Source organism: Pseudomonas asiatica, assembly GCF_009932335.1.
GTDB classification, from domain to species: Bacteria; Pseudomonadota; Gammaproteobacteria; order Pseudomonadales; family Pseudomonadaceae; genus Aquipseudomonas; species Aquipseudomonas asiatica.
Genome location: NZ_BLJF01000001.1, coordinates 659,528 through 679,294, shown reverse-complemented (window position 1 = coordinate 679,294; position 19,767 = coordinate 659,528). Strand labels below are relative to the sequence as shown.

Genomic DNA, 19,767 nt, shown 5'->3' with positions numbered 1-19,767 from the left:
ACGCACTGGATTTTCACCATGAAAAAGTACACCCCCTCCCCCATCCTCACCGCAGGCCTGGAAACCTTCCTCGAAGCCGGCAACCCCACCCTCGACCTGCTCCGCGTACAGCCCGGCGTGCCCATCGATGATGCCTACGAGCACGTGTCAGTCCTGCTGGGCTACATCAAGCACCTTGTGCGCGAAGGCGACATGGAAGATGACCACAAACTGCTGGGCTCCGCCGATTACCTGCTGGCCATGGCCAAGGCCCTGATGAACGACATCGAACTGGCCAAGAACAAGCTGCACTGACAGGGCAACGCAGCCCCTTGTGGAAGCGGCCGGCACAGCAGACGCTTCCACACCGTTACAACCCCACACAAGTCTTCGCACCGTCGCTCTGGTAGCATCCGGCGCGCGCCAACATCTTTGCCGCCTCAACCGGCAATCATAGGTAAATCAAGAGCATGGGCCCTGCAAGCAGCACGGCTCTAACGGGGGATCTATGGATTTATGGACTGCCTTCCAGGCAATCATCCTGGGAGTGGTTGAAGGGCTCACGGAGTTTCTACCAATCTCCAGTACCGGGCACCAGATCATCGTTGCCGATTTGATAGATTTCGGCGGTGAACGCGCAATAGCGTTCAACATCATCATCCAGTTGGCGGCGATCCTGGCGGTAGTTTGGGAGTTTCGCGGCAAGATCCTGGAAGTGGTGTTCGGCCTGACCAGCCAGCCCACGGCGCGGCGCTTCACCGGCAACCTGCTGTTGGCGTTTCTGCCGGCGGTGGTGCTGGGCGTGCTGTTCGCCGACCTGATTCACCACTACCTGTTCAACCCGATCACCGTGGCAACGGCCTTGGTGGTTGGCGGGGTAATCATGCTCTGGGCCGAACGCCGTACCCACCGTGTGGCGGTCGACCACGTCGATGACATGCGCTGGAGCCATGCCCTGAAGATCGGTTTCGTCCAGTGCCTGGCAATGATCCCGGGCACGTCGCGTTCCGGGTCCACCATCATCGGCGGCCTGCTGTTCGGCCTGTCGCGCAAGGCGGCCACCGAGTTCTCGTTCTTCCTGGCGATGCCGACCATGGTCGGTGCGGCGGTGTATTCAGGTTACAAGTACCGCGAGCTGTTCCAGCCCGGCGACCTGCCGGTGTTCGCCATCGGCTTCGTGACCTCGTTCATCTTCGCCATGATCGCCGTGCGTGCGCTGCTCAAGTTCATCGCCAACCACAGCTACGCAACGTTCGCGTGGTATCGCATCGCCTTCGGTTTATTGATCCTGGCTACCTGGCAGTTCGGCTGGATCGACTGGTCGACAGCTCAGGGCTGATATCACGACACACGAAAATGAAAAAGGGCTGCATCGCAGCCCTTTTTCATTGGTCAGGTTCAGCCGCGTATTTCAGCAACTACCGCAGCCAGCGCTTGCGCCGGGTCGGCAGCCTGGCTGATCGGCCGGCCGATCACCAGGTAATCCGAACCCGCATCCAGTGCCTGGCGCGGGGTGAGGATACGGCGCTGGTCATCCTGCGCACTGCCCGCCGGGCGAATACCCGGGGTCACCAGTTGCAGCGACGGGTGCGCAGCCTTCAGTGCCGGGGCTTCCAGAGCCGAGCACACCAAACCGTCCATGCCAGCCTTCTCGGCCAGCGCCGCCAGGCGCAGCACCTGCTCTTGCGGGTCGACATCCAGGCCGATACCGGCCAGGTCTTCACGCTCCATGCTGGTCAGCACAGTCACGCCAATCAGCAACGGCTGCGGGCCGCTGCGCTTGGCCAGCTCTTCGCGGCAGGCCGCCATCATGCGCAGGCCACCGGAGCAATGCACGTTCACCATCCACACACCCATCTCGGCCGCAGCCCTCACCGCCATGGCGGTGGTGTTGGGGATGTCGTGGAACTTGAGGTCCAGGAACACTTCGAAGCCCTTGTCGCACAGGGTTTCGACAATGCCCGAAGCACTGCTGGTGAACAGCTCCTTGCCAACCTTCACCCGGCACAGCGCAGGGTCAAGCTGGTCAGCCAGCTTCAGGGCGGCCTCACGGGTAGGGAAATCCAGGGCGACGATCAGGGGCGTCTGGCAGGCGGACATGGGCAGGGTCTCTTGGCAAGTCGAAAACGGCGCGCATTGTAAACGAAGTGGCGCAGGCTTTGGGGCCCGCGGGTCACGGAATTGGCCCGGCAGTGGCTGGCTCCTATAATTGAACCAACGGAACGGGCAATTGCTCAACATTTGTACAAGCGCTGCCCATCACCAGCAAAGGAGAACGACAATGCCCTGGTATGCCTGGCTGATACTCATCATAGCCCTCGGCTCGATCGTCGGCGGGCTGATGCTGCTGCGCGACACCGCAAAAAAACTGCCACTGACCGAAGAACAGCTGCGCAAGGTGCATGAGCGCAATGCCGAAGCGGATGCCAAGGATGCGCAGGACCGCTAGCCTGCCTGTCGGCGCTGGCACGGTCTGACCGGCTGATACATAACTCATTGGGCCCTGTGGGAGCGGCTTTAGCCGCGAATACCGGCGCAGCCGGTGCCATGCACCGCGTTTGGTTCTTCGCGGCTAAAGCCGCTCCCACAGGGTACGCGGACCGCTTTTGGATTAAGTTCTCTGAATTGAATCTTCATGAAAGGCAGGGCCAGGACACAACCCCCGGCCCCCTCCCCCTTATTCCACCATCACCTTGTCCCGGTTACGTTCCAGCAACGCATTACCAATCCCCTTGATCTCCAGCAGCTCATCCACCGAAGCAAACGGCCCATTGGCCTCCCGGTAGGCCACTATGGCCTCAGCCTTGGCCTTCCCTATCCCGTTCAGCTCCTTCTGCAAAGTAAGCGCATCAGCCGTGTTCAGGTCCAGCCGCTGCGGCTGCTGGGCCTGCTGCTGGGTTACCACCGGCACCGGCTCGGCCACCGCCGTGGTGCTGGCCGGGGCAGCGCTGAGGGAAAAGGACAGGCTGGCGAACAGCGGCAGCAGCAGGTACGACAGAACGTTGTTACGCATGGTGAATACTCCTGGGTTGGTCATTTTCCAGCAGCCGGTTTCCTTCAGCTGCGCAATCAACCCTAGCGGCAAACCCGACATCGAAACAGCTACCATCATCGGCGAATGGTTACCAAATCGATCAATCACCCAGCCAACTTCGCCAACCCAAAAAACAATCGCCTTTTCCCTCCACCACCCCAGCCCGAGAGCATTGGCGCCATGCATCACGGCCTGTAGCCGAATACCCGTTTGTCCGATGCCGCATTCACAGCAAAACCTGCCTACATTCCTACAACCTCCGGTGAACAAGGCCTGAGCAGGAACAACCTCACTCTCCAGCGGACCATCCCCCCCTACGCCAACTGGCATCACATGAACCAACTGCTAGATTTTTTGAGCAATGGACAGCCGTTTGCTTGAAGGACCCAAGCTGCATGCCCTCACCCACCCGCCGCTTGCCCTCGCTCCCGGCCCGTCCACAAGGCCAGTCTCCGCGCGCCTGCCCGGCCCCTTTTGGCCCACCCGTACCAGCCCGTCCAGCAAGAGGATCACCGCCGTGCCCCTCAAGACCCTCACCGTATTTGGCACCCGTCCAGAAGCCATCAAGATGGCCCCCCTTGCCCTGCAACTCGCCCAGGACGCCCGCTTCGAGTCGCGCGTGTGCGTCACCGGCCAGCACCGGCAAATGCTCGACCAGGTACTGGAACTGTTCGATATCACCCCCGATTACGACTTGAACATCATGAAACCCGGCCAGGACCTGACCGGCGTGACCACCGGGATTTTGCGGGGTATCCAGCCGGTACTGGCCGAATTCAAGCCCGATGTGGTGCTGGTGCATGGCGACACCGCGACCACTTTTGCTACCAGCCTGGCAGCCTACTACCAACAAATACCCATAGCCCATGTAGAAGCCGGCCTGCGCACCAATAACCTGTATTCACCCTGGCCAGAGGAAGGCAACCGGCGCCTTACCGGCACCCTGGCCGCCCTGCACTTCGCCCCCACCGCCACCTCGCGTGACAACCTGCTAAGGGAAGGCATCGACCCGGCGAGCATCTTCACCACCGGCAACACTGTGATCGACGCCCTGCTGGAAGTGGTGCACAAACTGGAGAACCCGGCGCTGAGGGCACAGTTCGAGCGCCAGTTCGATTACCTGGCTGCCAACCGCCGCATGGTTTTGGTAACAGGCCATCGTCGCGAGAACTTTGGCGGTGGCTTCGAACGCATCTGCCAGGCTTTGGTACAGACGGCGCGCCAGTTTCCGGAGGTGGATGTAGTGTACCCGGTGCACCTCAACCCCAACGTGCGCGAGCCGGTCAACCGGCTGCTGGCGGATGTGGGGAATATCTACCTGATCGAACCACTGGATTACCTGCCGTTCGTTTATCTGATGAGCCGGGCGTATGTAATTTTGACCGACTCGGGGGGCATTCAGGAGGAAGCGCCGGCGCTGGGTAAGCCGGTGCTGGTGATGCGCGATACCACGGAGCGGCCAGAGGCGGTGGCAGCGGGGACGGTGAAGCTGGTGGGTACGGAAGTTGAGACTATTGTCGGAGAGTTGGCTCGGTTGCTGACGGATGAGGGGGCGTATCGGGAGATGAGCGTGGCGCATAATCCGTATGGGGATGGGGAGGCGTGCGGGCGCATAGTGGAGGCGCTTGTTGATTTTGCCGTTGCACTGGATGATGAGAAGGCCCCCAAGGCTAACTAATCGATCCATACACTCCATCAACCACTAGATGGAATTCTCTGGCGAACAATTCCATAACAGCAACGGCACGGTTTGCCACTGACGGCATTGGCAGGTGCTCCAAATACGTTGGCGCAGCTACGAAGCCCTCCCTTGCCAATTCCCCTGACCAAGCTGGAAGATTGTGTTGAGCGTGAAGCGGTTACATGCACTCTCAATAAACCTTATCCTGCACCAACCTCTTCAGATACTGCCCATACCCATTCTTAGCCAACGGTTCAGCCAGCTTGAGTAGCTGCTCCGCCCCAATCCACCCCTGTCGGAACGCCACCTCTTCCGGACAAGCCACCTTCAACCCCTGCCGCCGCTCAATTGTTGCGATATACCCACTAGCCTCCAGCAACGAATCATGCGTCCCGGTATCCAGCCAGGCATACCCGCGCCCCATGATCTCCACCGACAACCGGTGCTGCTCTAGGTAGGTGCGGTTCACATCAGTGATCTCCAGCTCGCCCCGCCCAGACGGTCGGACCCCCTTGGCAATCTCGATCACGTCGTTGTCATAGAAGTACAACCCGGTCACGGCATAGTTAGACTTGGGTTTCGCCGGTTTCTCTTCCAGGCTGATCGCATTGCCCTGCCCGTCGAACTCAACCACACCGTAACGCTCAGGGTCTTGCACATGGTAGGCGAATACACTAGCGCTCCCTTTACGCTCCATGGCATTGCGCAGCAACTGCTGGAAGTCATGGCCGTAATAGATATTGTCACCCAACACTAGCGCCGTGGGTGCCTTGCCGATGAAGCCTTCGCCAATCAAAAAGGCCTGGGCCAACCCATCTGGCGAGGACTGCACGGCGTAACTGATGTTGATGCCCCACTGGTGGCCATCGCCCAGCAGTTGCTCGAAACGCGGGGTGTCCTGCGGGGTGGAGATGATCAGGATGTCCTGGATACCCGCCAGCATCAGGGTGGTCAGCGGGTAGTAGATCATCGGCTTGTCGTAAACCGGCAGCAGCTGCTTGGAAATAGCCAGGGTCGCGGGGTGCAGACGGGTACCCGACCCGCCCGCCAGAATGATGCCTTTACGCTTCAGAGTGGTCATTTCTCGTGTATTTCCGTAAGCATGCGAGCCACACCCAGGCGCCAGTCTGGCAGGGTCAGGGCGAAGGCTTGCCGCAGTTTATGGGTGTCCAGACGCGAGTTGGCCGGCCGCTTGGCCGGGGTCGGGTAGGCTTCGGTGGTCAACGGGTTGACCTGTTCGGGGTGAGCTTTCAATGGCACACCCAGGGCCACTGCCTGCTCCAGCACGTAACGGGCGTAGCCGCACCAGGTGGTTTCGCCGGCCGCCGCCAGGTGGTACAGGCCGGCCAGGGCCGGGTCGCGGCGGGTGGCGGTGATGGCGTGGGCGGTGATGTCGGCGATCAGTTCGGCACCGGTCGGGGCGCCGTACTGGTCGTCGATCACGCCCAGGCTGTCGCGTTCCGCAGCCAGACGCAGCATGGTCTTGGCGAAGTTGTTGCCGCGTGCGGCATACACCCAGCAGGTTCGGAAGATCAGGTGCTGGCAACCGGCGGCCTGGATGGCCTGTTCGCCGGCCAGCTTGCTTTCGCCATAGGCATTCAGTGGGCCGACGCTGTCGTCTTCGCGCCAGGCTTGAGTGCCCTGCCCTGGGAACACGTAATCGGTGGAGTAATGCACCAGCAATGCTCCGCAGCCGGCGGCGGCGCGGGCCAGCACGCCGACGGCTTCGGCGTTTACCTTGAAGGCTTGTTCGCGGTCGCTCTCCGCCTTGTCCACGGCAGTGTAGGCGGCGGCGTTGACGATTACATCGGGGGCGTAGGCGCGCACGGTTTCGGCCAGGCCCGGCAGATTGGCCAGGTCGCCGCAGTGCGCCTGGCTGCGGGAATTGAGTGCCAACACCTGGCCCAGCGGGGCCAGGCTGCGTTGCAGCTCCCAACCTACCTGGCCGTCTTTGCCCAGTAGCAGAATCTTCATGCCGAGCGCCCTGCGTAGTTTTTCTCGACCCAGTCGCGGTAGCTGCCGGACTGTACGTTCTGCACCCACTCCTGGTTGTCGAGGTACCAGGCCACGGTCTTGCGAATGCCGGTTTCGAAGGTTTCGGCAGGCTTCCAGCCCATTTCGCGCTCGAGCTTGCGGGCGTCGATGGCGTAGCGGCGGTCATGGCCTGGGCGGTCGGTCACGTAAGTGATCTGCTCGGCGTAAGGCTTGCCGTCGGCGCGAGGGCGCAGTTCGTCCAGCAGGGCGCACACGCGGTTGACGATTTCCAGGTTGGGCTTTTCGTTCCAGCCGCCCACGTTGTACACCTCGCCGGTCTTGCCGGCTTCCAGCACGCAGCGGATGGCGCTGCAGTGGTCCTTGACGTACAGCCAGTCGCGAATCTGCTGGCCGTCGCCGTATACCGGCAGCGGTTTGCCGGCCAGGGCGTTGACGATCATCAGCGGGATGAGCTTTTCCGGGAAGTGGTAAGGGCCGTAGTTGTTCGAGCAGTTGGTGGTCAGCACCGGCAGGCCGTAGGTGTGGTGGTACGAGCGCACCAGATGGTCGCTGGCGGCCTTGCTGGCCGAGTACGGGCTGTTGGGCTGGTACTGGTGGGTTTCGGTAAAGGCCGGTTCGCCGGCGGCCAACGAACCGTAAACTTCGTCGGTGGACACATGAAGGAAGCGAAAAGCCTTGCGCGCCGGCTCATCCAGGCCCCCCCAATACGCGCGTACCGCTTCCAGCAGGCGGAAGGTGCCGACGATGTTGGTTTCGATGAAGTCTTCCGGGCCGTGAATCGAGCGGTCGACGTGCGACTCGGCGGCAAAGTTGACGATGGCGCGCGGCTGGTGGGTTTTCAGCAGCTGTTCAACCAGCGCGGAATCACCAATGTCGCCATGCACGAAAATGTGCCGCGCGTCGTCTTGCAGGCTGCTAAGGGTCTGCAGGTTGCCTGCGTAGGTGAGTTTGTCGAGATTGACCACGGGCTCGTCATTGCCGGCCAGCCAGTCCAGCACGAAGTTCGCGCCGATAAAGCCTGCACCGCCGGTTACCAGAATGGTCATATTTGTCTGCTTCCGCTGTCGTCTTCTGTTCCCCCACCTTCTGGATTCTAGCCTGTCGGCGATTGATCAGAGAGCGAGAGGTGATATCAATATGGCACCCGACCATGGCCGCGCGGGTTACTTCGCTCAATCGAAGCAGTCCAGCTCTTGCAGCGCTTTGCCCAATTGGTCCTTGCCTGACAGGAATGGATGCTCGATAGGCCATTGAATGCCGACCGCTGGGTCATTCCAGGCTAGGCAACGTTCGAATTTGGGGGCGTAGTAAGCCGTGGTCTTGTACAGGAATTCCGCATGGTCGGACAACACTACGAAGCCGTGCGCGAAACCTTCCGGGACCCAGAGTTGATGCTTGTTGTGTGCTGAAAGGTGGGCACCGACCCAACGGCCGAAGGTACGCGATGAACGGCGCAGATCTACCGCGACATCGAACACTTCACCAGCCACTACCCTTATCAGTTTCCCTTGGGGTTGGTGTATCTGATAGTGCAAGCCACGCAGGACGTGCTGGCGCGAGCTGGAGTGGTTGTCTTGGAGGAAGTTGACGGGACGTCCTACGGCACGTTCGAAAGCTGCGTGGTGGAAGCTTTCGAAGAAGAATCCACGTTCGTCAGTGAATACGTTTGGCTCGAGCAGGAGTACTTCGGGTATTGCGAGAGGGGTTGCTTTCATTCAACGGCCTTGAAAGTTAAAGCATGGGGCAGGAGATTGCTGGGGTAGGCATTCACTATCCCTGTGGGAGCGGGTTTACCCGCGCAAATACGGCGTCGCATTATTCGCGGGTAACCCCGCCCCACAGGGAAAGCGCATACCTCTAAGCCTTAAGCAAGACTAACCCGCGCACTGCAGCTGAATCAGGGTTCCAGCCGTCGCTGCTGGTAAATCCAGTCGACAATCTCACCTTCCGGCGAATAGCCGCTCACAGTTTCGCGCAACAGCTGTCGTACCCGCACAAAATCATCTTCAGCCACCGCCGCCAGCAATTGCCGCAGCGCTTCCTTGAGCATATCCCAGGCTAGGAAATCTTCGTTGGCGCTCATGATCATCGGGTGGCGTGTGGCGATCACGTTATCGCCAATCAGCAGCTCCTCGTACAGCTTTTCACCTGGCCGCAGACCGCTGAACTCGATGGCAATATCGCCCATTGGGTTACGTTCGGAGCGCACGCTGAAGCCGGACAGGTGAATCATCTTCTCAGCCAGCTCCACAATCTTCACCGGCTCGCCCATATCCAGCACGAACACATCACCACCCTTGCCCATCGAGCCGGCCTGAATCACCAGCTGCGCCGCTTCGGGGATAGTCATGAAGTAGCGAGTGATCTTCGGGTGGGTGACAGTCAGCGGGCCACCCGCCTTGATCTGTTTGTGGAAAAGCGGAATCACCGAGCCCGACGAGCCCAGCACATTGCCGAAGCGAACCATGGTGAAGCGTGTCTTGTTCACCTGCGAGACATTGCTGCTGTCGCCGAACAACACTGGCGCCATTTCCCGGCTAAGGGCTTGCAGGGTCATTTCCGCCAAGCGTTTGGTGCTGCCCATCACGTTGGTAGGACGCACAGCTTTGTCGGTAGAAATCAGCACGAAGTTGGCAACGCCAGCCTGCAGCGCAGCCTGGGCGGTGTGCAGGGTGCCGATGACGTTGTTCATCAGGCCTTCGGCGATGTTGTGCTCCACCATCGGCACGTGCTTGTAGGCGGCGGCGTGATAGACGGTGTCGACCCGCCAGGTTTTCATTATATCGAACAGTTGCGGCTGGTTGCGGACCGAACCCAGGATTGGTACCAGGCACACCGACAGCGATTCGCGCGCTATGCGCTGCTCGAGTTCGGAGAGGATGCTGTACAAGTTGAACTCGCTGTGCTCGAACAGCAGCAAGGTTTTCGGCGCCTGGCCCAGAATCTGTCGGCACAGTTCCGAGCCGATCGAACCACCGGCACCGGTCACCATCACGGTCTGTTCGACAATGCAGCGTTCCAGCAGGTCTGATTGCGCAGGCACGGCATCACGGCCCAGCAAGTCAGCAATGTCCACTTCCCGGATGTCGTCCACCGTCACCCTGCCGCTAGCCAGGTCCATAAAGCCGGGAACTGTGCGGACATGCAGCGGAAAGCCCTCCAGGAAGTTAAGGATCTCCCGACGACGTGTACGCGTGGAAGAAGGGATTGCCAAAAGGATTTCCTGAGCACCCGTTACATCGATCAGGCATTGCAATTGCTCCGGGTGATATACCTGCAGGCCAGCGATCACACGGTCGGTAAGACTAGAATCATCATCGATGAACGCGACCGGGCGCATGACTTTGTCCATGCGCAGCGCCGCTACGAGCTGATTGCCTGCTGTACCAGCGCCATAAATGGCAACCTTAGGCAGGCCATCGTCACGACTGGCGAATGGAACATGCTGAACTGCGGCGGTGAACCAGTCGCCGAGAAAATACTGTCGCATGGCTAAACGTAGCCCGCCCACAAGGATCAGGCTAAGCCACCAGTAGTTGAAAGTAATCGAGCGTGGCACCACATTCTGATGGTTGCTCGCCCAATAGATGATGAAACCGAGAATCAAAGCTGAAAGTGTGACGGCTTTGATGATGGCAATCAGCGCATCGTTACCGAAGTAACGCATTACGGCGCGATAGAGGCCGAAACGGATAAACAGCGGGATCGCAACCACGGGCGCGCACGCGAAGAGCCATGAGTGATCAATGATCGGGTTGGCCATCTCGTCGAGGCCCAGTCGCACGACAAAAGCCAGCCACAAGGCAACCCATATCAGCACGATATCAGTTATCACCTGCAACAGCCTTTTATGCCGCCGTGGCAGAGCTAGCAGCTTTGTACGCACCTTATCCATAATTCCTCTGAAGGCTTCCACATTACCTAAGCGAAACGCTATACCCAACGCTAGCGTTGGTCTTCCAGGTCGCCCGCACGATATCGAACCGCAAGGGCGACCAACGGTACATAGGCGATGACCACACCCAATGCGCCATCCAAGCCAAACTGCACAACGCAATACGCAACCGGCAATAGCCAGCAAAGGTTGAGCACTGCCACGGTAAGCGTAACAGGCAAGTGCTTGCCATACTTGCGGGACGCAAACTGATAAGCATGGCTGCGGTGCGCCTCGTATACCTTATCACCCCGCAACGAGCGTCTGACCAGCGTGTAGGTAGCATCGACGATGAATACGCCGAGCAAAATCAGCCAACACCAGAACATCGGCGGCGAAACCCAGGCGGCCTGTAGCGACAGCCCGCCCAGAACGATGCCAATGAAGCCACTGCCAGCGTCGCCCATGAAAATTTTTGCCGGTGGGAAATTCCAGTACAGGAAGCCTGCCACAGCAGCCGCCAACAGCAACGGCAGCATAGCGGCACCACTGAGGCCACCGAGCCAGTAAAGCCACGCAGCGCCCAAGCAAGCGGTAATGGCTTCGATGCTGGCGATGCCATCGATGCCATCCATGAAGTTGTACAGGTTAAGCAACCACACCAGGTAGAACGCAGCCAACGCGCCGCCCAACCACCCCAAGTCCAGCGTCCAGCCGAACAGCAGCAGAGGGGGCAACCCACCCAACCAGCCAAGCATCCAGGCTGCGGCGATGAAATGCCCAAGCAGTCGCCAGCGGGCAGCAATGTGACCATGGTCATCCATGAAGCCGATAACCGCGATCAATGCTCCAGCCCCACCGAGCGCCAAGAGTATCCTGATCTGCTCTGCACCTGACAGCATGAGGCCAACCATGGCCAGCAGGAATGTCAGGACGATAGCCACGCCACCGCCCCTTGGTGTAGGGACCGTATGCGAGCTCCGCGCATTGGGCACATCGATCACACTACGCGCCAGCGCATAGCGGCGCAGACCCGCGGTCATTACGAGTGACATAATCAAAATGGCTGGAAGAAACCACAAAAGCATCATTTCCTATCGTATTCCTGGTAGTGCCTAGCGGCAGCTCGAAGCGCAGCATCCACCTTTACCGGCGGACACCAGCCGAGCAAATCGCGCGTTTTCTTGATATCCACCTGCAATGACCCGCACAGGCGCTGGGACAAACTGCCTTTGCCGAGCGCTTTGGCACCGGCACTCAGCAGGCCCTCCGGAACAGGCAACAAGCGCGCAGGCTTGCCGAGCGCCATCCCCATTCGACGCAGTAGTTCGGTGGTAGACAGGTCCTCCCCATCGCTGACCAGAAATACCTGGTTGGCTGCTGCTGCGTGGCCAATGCAAGTAACCACCAGATCAACCAGATTCTCCAAGGCTACCAGGCTTCGTCGATTGTTTATGGCACCAAATGGTAACGGTATACCCCGATCGAGCCAGCGCATCATGTTAAGGAAATTGGCCTTCACGCCTGGTCCGTATACCAGCACTGGGCGCACGATTACCACCTCAAGGCCAGATTCCCGGGCCAATGCCTGCAATGCTGTCTCAGCTTCCAGTTTGGAAACGCCATACGGATCTTGCGGCCGAGGGGTGTCACTGGCGGAATAAGGCCTGCCAGGCTGGGTACCTTCACCGTTCACCTTGATCGAACTGATGAACACAAACCGTTTGACTCCAGCAGCAATGGCCTGGCGGGCCAGCGCCAGTGTCCCTTCTACGTTAACTCGGCGAAAGGCTGCCAAGGGGTCGGTCTCGGTGTCGTTCATGACATGAACACGCGCCGCACTATGGACCACGACGTCGCATTCAGCCAGCGCTCCACCCCAGTCGTTGTCCTGCTCAAACGACTGGAACATTACGCTTCGTACCAGCGCCGACGGCGCCGCGCCCCCCTGCCTGACAGCAGCAATCACTGGCGTCCCGTCTGCCACGAGCCTGCGCAGAATCGCACTCCCGACGAAACCGCTGGCACCGGTAAGAAAAACCTTGTGGCTCATCGTCCTGACCTTCTCAAAGTGGCACTGCTAAAAAGGCGTTCCAGGCGCGCCAATAGTGCGGGCCGGGCAAATTCCTGTTCGTAATATTGCCGCCCCGCCGCTCCCATCTGTTGGCGTTGCGCAACAGGCAACTCAGCCAGTTGCCGGGTGATACTGGCCAACTCGCGGCCATTGCCTGACTCGCACGCAAACCCAGCCCCCGATGCCTCGATCACTCGCGCGGCCTCGCCGTTGATCATGCCGAGTATCGGGCGGCCGGATGCCAGGTATGCCTGAACCTTGCCGGGGATAGTCTTCTCGAAGACGTCATTGGTACGCAGGGACACCAACAAGGCATCAGCCTGTGCGAACAGCGGCGGCATTTCTTCTAACGGATGACGTCCGAGCAGCAATATGTTGTCCAACCCCCGGCTGCGTACCTGCTCTTCGAGCCAGCTACTCATACGACCATCCCCAACGATCACCCAGCGCACCGAAACCTGGCCGCGCAACGCCTCTGCGGCATCGAGAATTGCCGGAAAATCCTGTGCTTCCCCGAGGTTACCGGCAAACACCACGGTGAAGGTCGCATCATCGGGTTTAACCAGCTTCGAAGGCTCAAGCAGCTGCACCGAAAAATCATCTTCCGCCCAGCTTGGGAAGTACACCAGGCGATCTGCATCGATGGGCTTTGTGCAGTAACGGCGCACGTTGTCGAAAAAGCCGTGAGACTGCAACAACAGGTAATCGGTGCGGTTGTAGATCCAGGACACAGCCAAACCCACCAGCTCCAACACTTTGGGGTTATGGATGACATTCACCGCGCGCAGCGTTTCCGGCCACAAGTCGAGCACCCAGATAAACAACGGCGCGCGCTTCAGGCGGCGGAGCACCACTGCCGGAATCGCGGCAAGGATCGGCGACACCGCATAAACGAATATGGCATCGAACTGTTTGCCTCTGAGCTTGAGTGGCCCTAGCACAGATGCCGAAAGTACGAATGAAAGGTAGTTGAGTACTAACTGGATACTGCGCTTGCCACGGGGTACCAGTGGCACCCTGACGACTTCAGCTCCTTCGTAGTTAGAGAACTGCCCTGGATTATCCTTGTATCGCTGGAAAACCCTGCCCTCGGGGTAGTTTGGCCAAGCCGTCAGCACTGTGACTTCGTGGCCCTTTTCCGTGAGGTCACGGACCATATCATTGATACGCATGTTCTCTGGCCAGAAATACTGGCTGACCACCAACACTTTCAGTTTCTTCTCAGGCATACCTTCCACGGGTTCAGTACCGTTTCCATACTGTGCGGTTAACGTAGTCGGTGTAGCTGTGAACGATGCGGACCACCTTGTCCGAAACGTTCGGCATGCTGTAGTCAGCCACCAATCGCAGGCTGCGCTGCTCGCCGCGCAATTGACTTTCGAGAATGCTCAGCCCCTGCATGACCCGCTCGGCCTCAAGCCCGACCATCATCGCAGCCGTTTCTTCCATGCCTTCCGGGCGCTCATGAGCCTCGCGGATGTTCAAGGCCGGGAAGTTGAGGATCGATGCCTCTTCGTTGATGGTGCCGCTATCGGACAGCACCGCCTTGGAGGTGAGCTGCAGCTTGTTGTAGTCCTTGAAACCCAGGGGCTTCAGCAAGCGTACATTGGCATGGAAAGTAACCCCCATCGCATCGACGCGCTTTTGGGTGCGAGGGTGGGTAGAAACAATAACCGGCAGATCGAATTGTTCGGCAACAGTATTGAGTGTGTCGACCAACTTGAGGAAGTTTTTGTCGGAATCGATATTTTCTTCGCGGTGCGCACTGACCACAAAGAACTTACCCGCCTCAAGCCCAAGCCGCTCAAGCACATCGGACGCCTCTATGCCGTCGCGGTAATGGTTGAGCACTTCGAACATAGGGCTGCCGGTCTTGATCACGCGATCGGCTGGCAATCCTTCGCGTAACAGGTAGTCACGCGCGATGGTGCTGTAGGTAAGGTTGATGTCAGCAGTGTGATCCACGATACGGCGGTTGATCTCTTCGGGCACGCGCATGTCGAAACAGCGGTTGCCAGCCTCCATGTGGAAGGTAGGGATCTTGCGGCGCTTGGCCGAGATCACAGCCATGCAGCTGTTGGTGTCGCCCAGTACCAGCAAGGCCTCGGGATTCACCTCGGCCAGCACGCGGTCCACTGCAATAATCACATTACCGATGGTTTCGGCGCCGGAAGCGCCGGCAGCGTTCAGAAAGTGATCCGGCTTGCGAATGCCAAGATCCTGGAAAAAGATCTCGTTCAGTTCGTAGTCGTAATTCTGCCCGGTGTGCACCAGCACATGTTCACAGTGTTCATCGAGCGCACTCAAGACCCGGGACAAGCGAATGATTTCTGGGCGTGTTCCAACAACGGTGACGATTTTGAGCTTTTTCATACAATTCTCATTCCTGGGCCAGCCGGCTCAAGGGCAGACCGGCAGTGCATAGGTGTCCGGGTGTTCACGGTCAAAGATTTCATTGGCCCAAAGCATGACGATCATCTCGTCATCACCGATATTGGTGATGTCGTGGGTCCAGCCTGGTACCGTCTCGACAATGGTCGGTGATTCACCGCTGGTCTGAAGCTCGTAAAACTCGCCTGTCACTACCTGACGGAAGCGGAAGTTGGCTTTGCCTTTGATGACCAGAAACTTCTCGGTTTTCGAGTGATGATAATGACCGCCACGAGTGATGCCCGGGTGCGCGGTGAAGAAGGAAAACTGCCCGGCTTCGGGGGTTTTCAGCATTTCCACGAAAACGCCACGCGGGTCGCCGTACTTGGGCACTTCATAGGTGAATGCTGCAGGTGGCAGGTAGCTCAAGTACGTGGAGTACAACGCCCTGACCAGGCCAACACCCACGTTCTCGGTAACCAGCGTAGAGCGGCTGGCACGGAAGCGGCGTACCTGCTCGGCCAGTTCGCCTACGGTGGTGCTGTAAACTGGCTCGACATCCACCAGGCCGCTGCTTACTACCTCACCATCCATGATGGCGAGGAACTTTCTGACCACATCGTCTACGTAGACCAGGTTCAATGCCGCAGATTCGTCGTGAATCTGGATGGGTAAGTCGTGAGCAATGTTATGGCAGAAGGTCGCAACGGCCGAGTTGTAGTTCGGTCGCGCCCATTTCCCGAATACGTTGGGCAGCCGGAAAATGTAAACAGGGCTTTCGTTCTGCTGGCCCAAGGTCGTCAAGGCCCGCTCAGCCGCGAGCTTGCTGACACCATATGGGTTATCACGCTCCGCCTGGACGGATGACGAATACACCACCGGTATCTTGCGGCCGGAAGCCTTGACCGCATCACACAGCTGCTGGGTAAGTTCGCTGTTGCCGCTATCGAACTCCGCGGGGTCCTGGGGGCGATTCACACCTGCCAGATGGAAGATGCAATCCGCTTCGGCGACCTTGCGGTTCAAGGTGCCCAGGTCATCGCCACGGACAAACAGGCTCACCTCAATGTCCTTACGTTCCTTGAGATGAACCAGCAGGTTGCGTGCGATAAAGCCATTGCCGCCAGTAACCAGAACCTTCATCAGTCACTCCTCCGGAGTAGCATGTTCGCCACGCTGGATGGCCTGGATGAATTCGAGCTTGAGCAGCAGTTCCTGCATGCCTGTAACATCCAGGCGTTCGGTGTTGTGCGAATTGTAATCTTCAGTTCGGGAGATCTTTTCTTCACCTTGCTCAACGAACTTGCTGTAGTTCAGATCGCGCAGGTCTGGCGGTACACGGAAGTAGTTGCCCATGTCATCGGCACAGGCCATCTCTTCGCGACTGAGCAGGGCCTCGTATAGTTTTTCGCCATGACGGGTACCGATAACCTGCACAGGGTGCTCGGGCTTGCCAAGCAGCGAGGTCAATGCAATGGCCAAGGTTTCGACCGTCGCAGCAGGTGCTTTCTGTACGAACAGGTCACCGTTGTTACCGTGCTCAAAGGCATACAAAACCAGATCGACAGCGTCAGCCAGCGTCATCATGAAACGAGTCATGTTCGGGTCTGTGATCGACAATGGCTTGCCTGCGCGAACCTGCTCGATGAACAGCGGAATCACCGACCCGCGCGATGCCATGACGTTGCCGTAGCGCGTTCCGCAAATGACCGTCTTGGTCTGGTCGAGGTTACGCGACTTGGCCACCATGACCTTTTCCATCATGGCTTTGGAAATACCCATGGCATTGATGGGGTATACCGCCTTGTCGGTACTGAGGCAGACCACACGCTGCACTTCGTTCTGGATCGCTGCTTCAAGGACGTTCTCGGTGCCGAGGACGTTGGTCTTCACAGCCTCCATCGGGTGGAACTCGCAGGAGGGCACCTGCTTCAACGCGGCCGCATGGAAGATGTAGTCGACCCCTCGCGTGGCATTGAGCACGCTCTGGTAGTCGCGGACATCACCGATGTAGAACTTCAGCTTGGCACTGTCATAGCGCTTGCGCATGTCGTCCTGTTTCTTCTCATCGCGGCTGAAAATACGGACTTCAGCAATGTCACTATCGAGAAACCGCTTTAGGACCGCGTTGCCGAAAGACCCGGTGCCGCCTGTGATGAGAAGTTTCTTACCTTTAAACATATGATCTGACCCTTGCAACGCGGGTTGGAAATTAGCGCGCTCGTAGAGCGGAATAAATGATGTCGTCTTTCTGCTGGGCACTGGGGTAGCTGATCAGCACGGCTCGATAGGCGCCCTTGAACACAAAGAAGCTGCCTGCCGCCACACCGACTACACCGCATGTCTTGACCACGCTGGCCATATCTTCGAGCGAGCCACCGCCGCCCAGGATGGTGATTGGGATATGTACGGCGGCACGCAGCTTGCTGGCCAGATCGAGGTCATAGCCCTTCATCTTCCCGTCGTTCTCGATGGAGTTGAGGACGATCTCCCCTGCGCCAAGCTTTTCCAGCTCTTGTGCCACTTCGACGACATTGCGCTTGGTGTTGCGCGTGCCGTTGTGAGTCCACACTTCCTGGTGCTTGCTCAACAGGCGCGACTTGTGGTCCAACACCACCACCACGCTCTGACTGCCAATCTCCTCGGCAATCTGGGTAACAAGCTGAGGGTTTTCGAGCGCGGCTGAACTGATCGCCACCTTCTCGACACCCAACTGGATGATCTTCTTGGCTTGTTCTGCGGTGCGGATCCCCCCGCCGTAGCACAGTGGCATGCGGCACTCGGCTGCAAGCTTGGCGATCTGGATATAGTTGGGCTCGACGCCATTAGCAGTGGCGTCGATATCAATCACGATCAGTTCATCGGCTTCCTTTTCATTGAAGATCTTCACCGCATTGATGGGATCTCCGACGTATTTCGGGTCCTTGAATTTGACCGTCTTCACCAGCCCACCGTCTTGGATGAGCAGGCATGGAATGATCCGGGGTCTTAGCATTTGTCAGTTTCCGCTCACAGTTCCGCGAAGTTTTTCAGCAAGCCGACACCGAAGTGGTGACTCTTCTCAGGGTGGAACTGAACGCCATAGACGTTCCCCGCCTGAACGGCACAGCTGAACTCAAGCCCGTAGGATGACGTCGCTGCTCGGTGCTGCTCCTGTTCGCACTCAAAGAAGAATGAATGCAGGAAATAGAACCGTGCCTCCTCCTCGAAGCCTTTGAACAAGGGGTTGTCGTTGAGCGCAGCCACGTCATTCCAACCCATGTGAGGCAACGGCAGGTCCTTGAGATTCGGGACGGATTTGAAGGAGCGAACGCGCCCCGGCACCCAACCCAGGCCTGCCAGGTGCCCTTCTTCACTGCTGTTGGCAAGGATCTGCATACCCACGCAAATGCCAAGCACGGGCACTTTATGCTGCTGTACCAACTCCTCGATGGTGGGACGCATGCCCGAGGCATCCAGCCGTTCGATCGCATGGTCGAAGGCACCGACGCCGGGGAGGATCAGTTTGGTTGCGCCATCCAGCTGTGCGGCCGTTTGCGCGACCGCCACCGGAATGTGCAAGCGTCGATAGACGTTAACGAAGGCCTGAATGTTGCCCAAGCCGTAATCAATGATGGTAATCATCTGAACAGCCTTCTTTCCAATCCGATTGCGCTAAGCACTCGCGCCCCGATGCCGATCAAGAAACGCTTGTTTTTGTAGGCACGGAAGGTCTTGTTCTGACCCTCGAAAATGCCTTGAAGCTCTGGCACAGTCAAGTCCAGCTTGTGCGCTACGTACTCGAACTCGGACTTAAGGAAGTTTTCGTCCATCTCAGGCTTGGCAATGCGCTCGAGCGCCGCCTCGCGTGTCAACTGACCTGTCATGATCAGGCTGGAAAAATGCGCGCGGCGTTTTTCGTAGCCAAACTTGCGCGGCATCCAATAGTCTTCGTAAAAACGTGTGAAGCGGGACTCATGATGCTTATGTTTGAACCGCTTCCAGCCGAACAGACGCTCCAGCGTGGCCTCTGCGTCAGCTTTGACATAGGGCACGAGGTTCAGAGGTTTTACAATCTGCATCCCCAGGATACGCTGGTAGTAAACCTTGTAAGTCAAAATATCAACCAAAGGGAAGCTCTTCAGTGCCCTCTTGCCAAATTGACCATGAATGTCGTTGAACAGCGTTTTATCGATACCCGGATAGCCGCCCCACTCCTCCGGCTCTCGGCAGCACTCAGTCGAGTAATTCCCACCGGTCAAGACGTATTTGATCTTGTGCTTTCGCGCAAACTTGTAGAGTGAGGAGAAGAACGCAGCATCCTGCGGCAAGTCTTGGTCCGAAATCTGCGAGCGCAGGAAGGCCACCTGCAGGTCTTTCATTTCTTCCCAATTGATCACATCGGTATAGAGATCCAGACCAAGCCCGTCGACCAGACGTTCAATGTTGCCCACGGCCTGGTCAGTATTCCATCCCGCATCAACGTGAAATAGCAACGGTCTCAGGCCCATGACATTCTTGGCGATATAGGCGGCATACGAGCTGTCCAGACCGCCACTCAAACCGATAATGCAATCGAAATCCTTGCCTTTACCGTGCTGCTTGATTTTTTCTGCAAGTGCCATCAATTCCGATTCGCCACGGGCGCCGGTATCCCAATTGGGCTTGATTACACTGTTGAAGTTTGCACAGTACTCGCATACGCCATGCTGGTCAAAGCGAATGTTCGGGTCACTGGTATCCATGATACAGCGCGTACAAATTTTGTAATCTTTCATAAT

Annotated in this window: 20 protein-coding genes; 4 read left to right on the top strand and 16 right to left on the bottom strand. The window is 58.3% G+C overall.

Annotated features, from left to right (window positions below):
- Positions 1 to 18: 18 nt before the first annotated feature.
- Positions 19 to 294, top strand: a complete 276-nt coding sequence (locus GYA95_RS03085) for a DUF3077 domain-containing protein (RefSeq protein WP_015269340.1) — start codon at positions 19 to 21, stop codon at positions 292 to 294.
- Positions 295 to 487: 193 nt separating this feature from the next.
- Entirely contained in the window at positions 488 to 1,318 is an 831-nt protein-coding gene (locus tag GYA95_RS03080; RefSeq protein ID WP_015269339.1) for an undecaprenyl-diphosphate phosphatase, read from the top strand.
- Positions 1,319 to 1,377: 59 nt separating this feature from the next.
- Here GYA95_RS03080 and pyrF read toward each other — a convergent pair whose 3' ends face one another.
- Complete coding sequence (gene pyrF, locus GYA95_RS03075; RefSeq protein WP_015269338.1) at positions 1,378 to 2,079, bottom strand: orotidine-5'-phosphate decarboxylase; 702 nt, start codon at positions 2,077 to 2,079, stop codon at positions 1,378 to 1,380.
- A gap of 181 nt (positions 2,080 to 2,260) precedes the next feature.
- On the opposite strand from pyrF, the gene GYA95_RS03070 reads away from it, so the two are divergent.
- Positions 2,261 to 2,428, top strand: a complete 168-nt coding sequence (locus GYA95_RS03070) for a DUF2897 family protein (RefSeq protein WP_010952850.1) — start codon at positions 2,261 to 2,263, stop codon at positions 2,426 to 2,428.
- 228 nt (positions 2,429 to 2,656) lie between these two features.
- Here GYA95_RS03070 and GYA95_RS03065 read toward each other — a convergent pair whose 3' ends face one another.
- Positions 2,657 to 2,992, bottom strand: a complete 336-nt coding sequence (locus GYA95_RS03065) for a ComEA family DNA-binding protein (RefSeq protein ID WP_024086485.1) — start codon at positions 2,990 to 2,992, stop codon at positions 2,657 to 2,659.
- 538 nt (positions 2,993 to 3,530) lie between these two features.
- Here GYA95_RS03065 and wecB (GYA95_RS03060) point away from each other — a divergent pair.
- Positions 3,531 to 4,691 carry a non-hydrolyzing UDP-N-acetylglucosamine 2-epimerase gene (gene wecB, locus GYA95_RS03060; protein WP_015269336.1) on the top strand — a complete coding sequence of 387 codons (1,161 nt, stop codon included), beginning with the start codon at positions 3,531 to 3,533 and terminating at the stop codon, positions 4,689 to 4,691.
- 193 nt (positions 4,692 to 4,884) lie between these two features.
- Here wecB (GYA95_RS03060) and rfbA read toward each other — a convergent pair whose 3' ends face one another.
- The 14 genes from rfbA to GYA95_RS02990 form a co-directional block, all read right to left on the bottom strand.
- Positions 4,885 to 5,766 (bottom strand): glucose-1-phosphate thymidylyltransferase RfbA, encoded by an 882-nt coding sequence (rfbA, locus tag GYA95_RS03055; protein ID WP_043936075.1) that lies wholly within the window; start codon positions 5,764 to 5,766, stop codon positions 4,885 to 4,887.
- A 5-nt stretch (positions 5,767 to 5,771) separates the two neighbouring features.
- Positions 5,772 to 6,668, bottom strand: coding sequence for a dTDP-4-dehydrorhamnose reductase (gene rfbD, locus GYA95_RS03050; protein WP_015269334.1), 897 nt, complete (start codon positions 6,666 to 6,668; stop codon positions 5,772 to 5,774).
- Positions 6,665 to 7,735, bottom strand: a complete 1,071-nt coding sequence (gene rfbB, locus GYA95_RS03045) for a dTDP-glucose 4,6-dehydratase (RefSeq protein WP_015269333.1) — start codon at positions 7,733 to 7,735, stop codon at positions 6,665 to 6,667. Before rfbB ends, rfbD begins: the two co-directional genes overlap by 4 nt.
- A 126-nt stretch (positions 7,736 to 7,861) precedes the next feature.
- On the bottom strand, positions 7,862 to 8,404 hold the full coding sequence (rfbC, locus tag GYA95_RS03040) for a dTDP-4-dehydrorhamnose 3,5-epimerase (protein WP_015269332.1): 543 nt from the start codon (positions 8,402 to 8,404) through the stop codon (positions 7,862 to 7,864).
- Positions 8,405 to 8,586: 182 nt separating this feature from the next.
- The gene (locus tag GYA95_RS03035; RefSeq protein ID WP_015269331.1) at positions 8,587 to 10,584 is read right to left on the bottom strand and encodes a polysaccharide biosynthesis protein; all 1,998 of its coding nucleotides are present in this window, start codon (positions 10,582 to 10,584) and stop codon (positions 8,587 to 8,589) included.
- Positions 10,585 to 10,634: 50 nt separating this feature from the next.
- A complete protein-coding gene (locus GYA95_RS03030) occupies positions 10,635 to 11,654 on the bottom strand; it encodes an MraY family glycosyltransferase (RefSeq protein ID WP_015269330.1) in 1,020 nt (339 codons plus the stop codon).
- Complete coding sequence (locus GYA95_RS03025; protein ID WP_015269329.1) at positions 11,651 to 12,616, bottom strand: UDP-glucose 4-epimerase family protein; 966 nt, start codon at positions 12,614 to 12,616, stop codon at positions 11,651 to 11,653. Before GYA95_RS03025 ends, GYA95_RS03030 begins: the two co-directional genes overlap by 4 nt.
- A complete protein-coding gene (locus GYA95_RS03020; RefSeq protein ID WP_015269328.1) occupies positions 12,613 to 13,866 on the bottom strand; it encodes a glycosyltransferase family 4 protein in 1,254 nt (417 codons plus the stop codon). Before GYA95_RS03020 ends, GYA95_RS03025 begins: the two co-directional genes overlap by 4 nt.
- 13 nt (positions 13,867 to 13,879) lie before the next feature.
- On the bottom strand, positions 13,880 to 15,010 hold the full coding sequence (gene wecB / locus GYA95_RS03015; protein ID WP_015269327.1) for a non-hydrolyzing UDP-N-acetylglucosamine 2-epimerase: 1,131 nt from the start codon (positions 15,008 to 15,010) through the stop codon (positions 13,880 to 13,882).
- Positions 15,011 to 15,037: 27 nt separating this feature from the next.
- Entirely contained in the window at positions 15,038 to 16,150 is a 1,113-nt protein-coding gene (wbjC, locus tag GYA95_RS03010) for a UDP-2-acetamido-2,6-beta-L-arabino-hexul-4-ose reductase (RefSeq protein WP_015269326.1), read from the bottom strand.
- 3 nt (positions 16,151 to 16,153) lie between these two features.
- On the bottom strand, positions 16,154 to 17,188 hold the full coding sequence (locus tag GYA95_RS03005; protein WP_015269325.1) for a polysaccharide biosynthesis protein: 1,035 nt from the start codon (positions 17,186 to 17,188) through the stop codon (positions 16,154 to 16,156).
- Positions 17,189 to 17,219: 31 nt separating this feature from the next.
- A complete protein-coding gene (locus GYA95_RS03000) occupies positions 17,220 to 18,002 on the bottom strand; it encodes an AglZ/HisF2 family acetamidino modification protein (protein WP_043935427.1) in 783 nt (260 codons plus the stop codon).
- Positions 18,003 to 18,016: 14 nt separating this feature from the next.
- Positions 18,017 to 18,631: an imidazole glycerol phosphate synthase subunit HisH gene (gene hisH, locus GYA95_RS02995; protein ID WP_015269323.1), complete on the bottom strand. Its 615-nt coding sequence runs from the start codon at positions 18,629 to 18,631 to the stop codon at positions 18,017 to 18,019.
- Complete coding sequence (locus GYA95_RS02990; RefSeq protein WP_015269322.1) at positions 18,628 to 19,764, bottom strand: N-acetyl sugar amidotransferase; 1,137 nt, start codon at positions 19,762 to 19,764, stop codon at positions 18,628 to 18,630. Before GYA95_RS02990 ends, hisH begins: the two co-directional genes overlap by 4 nt.
- Positions 19,765 to 19,767: the final 3 nt, after the last annotated feature.

Coding starts and splice junctions, on each gene's coding strand:
- GYA95_RS03085 (WP_015269340.1), top strand. CDS start 19: ATGAAAAAGTACACCCCCTCCCCCATCCTCACCGCAGGCCTGGAAACC.
- GYA95_RS03080 (WP_015269339.1), top strand. CDS start 488: ATGGATTTATGGACTGCCTTCCAGGCAATCATCCTGGGAGTGGTTGAA.
- pyrF (WP_015269338.1), bottom strand. CDS start 2,079: ATGTCCGCCTGCCAGACGCCCCTGATCGTCGCCCTGGATTTCCCTACC.
- GYA95_RS03070 (WP_010952850.1), top strand. CDS start 2,261: ATGCCCTGGTATGCCTGGCTGATACTCATCATAGCCCTCGGCTCGATC.
- GYA95_RS03065 (WP_024086485.1), bottom strand. CDS start 2,992: ATGCGTAACAACGTTCTGTCGTACCTGCTGCTGCCGCTGTTCGCCAGC.
- rfbD (WP_015269334.1), bottom strand. CDS start 6,668: ATGAAGATTCTGCTACTGGGCAAAGACGGCCAGGTAGGTTGGGAGCTG.
- rfbB (WP_015269333.1), bottom strand. CDS start 7,735: ATGACCATTCTGGTAACCGGCGGTGCAGGCTTTATCGGCGCGAACTTC.
- rfbC (WP_015269332.1), bottom strand. CDS start 8,404: ATGAAAGCAACCCCTCTCGCAATACCCGAAGTACTCCTGCTCGAGCCA.
- GYA95_RS03035 (WP_015269331.1), bottom strand. CDS start 10,584: ATGGATAAGGTGCGTACAAAGCTGCTAGCTCTGCCACGGCGGCATAAA.
- GYA95_RS03030 (WP_015269330.1), bottom strand. CDS start 11,654: ATGATGCTTTTGTGGTTTCTTCCAGCCATTTTGATTATGTCACTCGTA.
- GYA95_RS03025 (WP_015269329.1), bottom strand. CDS start 12,616: ATGAGCCACAAGGTTTTTCTTACCGGTGCCAGCGGTTTCGTCGGGAGT.
- GYA95_RS03020 (WP_015269328.1), bottom strand. CDS start 13,866: ATGCCTGAGAAGAAACTGAAAGTGTTGGTGGTCAGCCAGTATTTCTGG.
- wecB (WP_015269327.1), bottom strand. CDS start 15,010: ATGAAAAAGCTCAAAATCGTCACCGTTGTTGGAACACGCCCAGAAATC.
- wbjC (WP_015269326.1), bottom strand. CDS start 16,150: ATGAAGGTTCTGGTTACTGGCGGCAATGGCTTTATCGCACGCAACCTG.
- GYA95_RS03005 (WP_015269325.1), bottom strand. CDS start 17,188: ATGTTTAAAGGTAAGAAACTTCTCATCACAGGCGGCACCGGGTCTTTC.
- GYA95_RS03000 (WP_043935427.1), bottom strand. CDS start 18,002: ATGCTAAGACCCCGGATCATTCCATGCCTGCTCATCCAAGACGGTGGG.
- hisH (WP_015269323.1), bottom strand. CDS start 18,631: ATGATTACCATCATTGATTACGGCTTGGGCAACATTCAGGCCTTCGTT.
- GYA95_RS02990 (WP_015269322.1), bottom strand. CDS start 19,764: ATGAAAGATTACAAAATTTGTACGCGCTGTATCATGGATACCAGTGAC.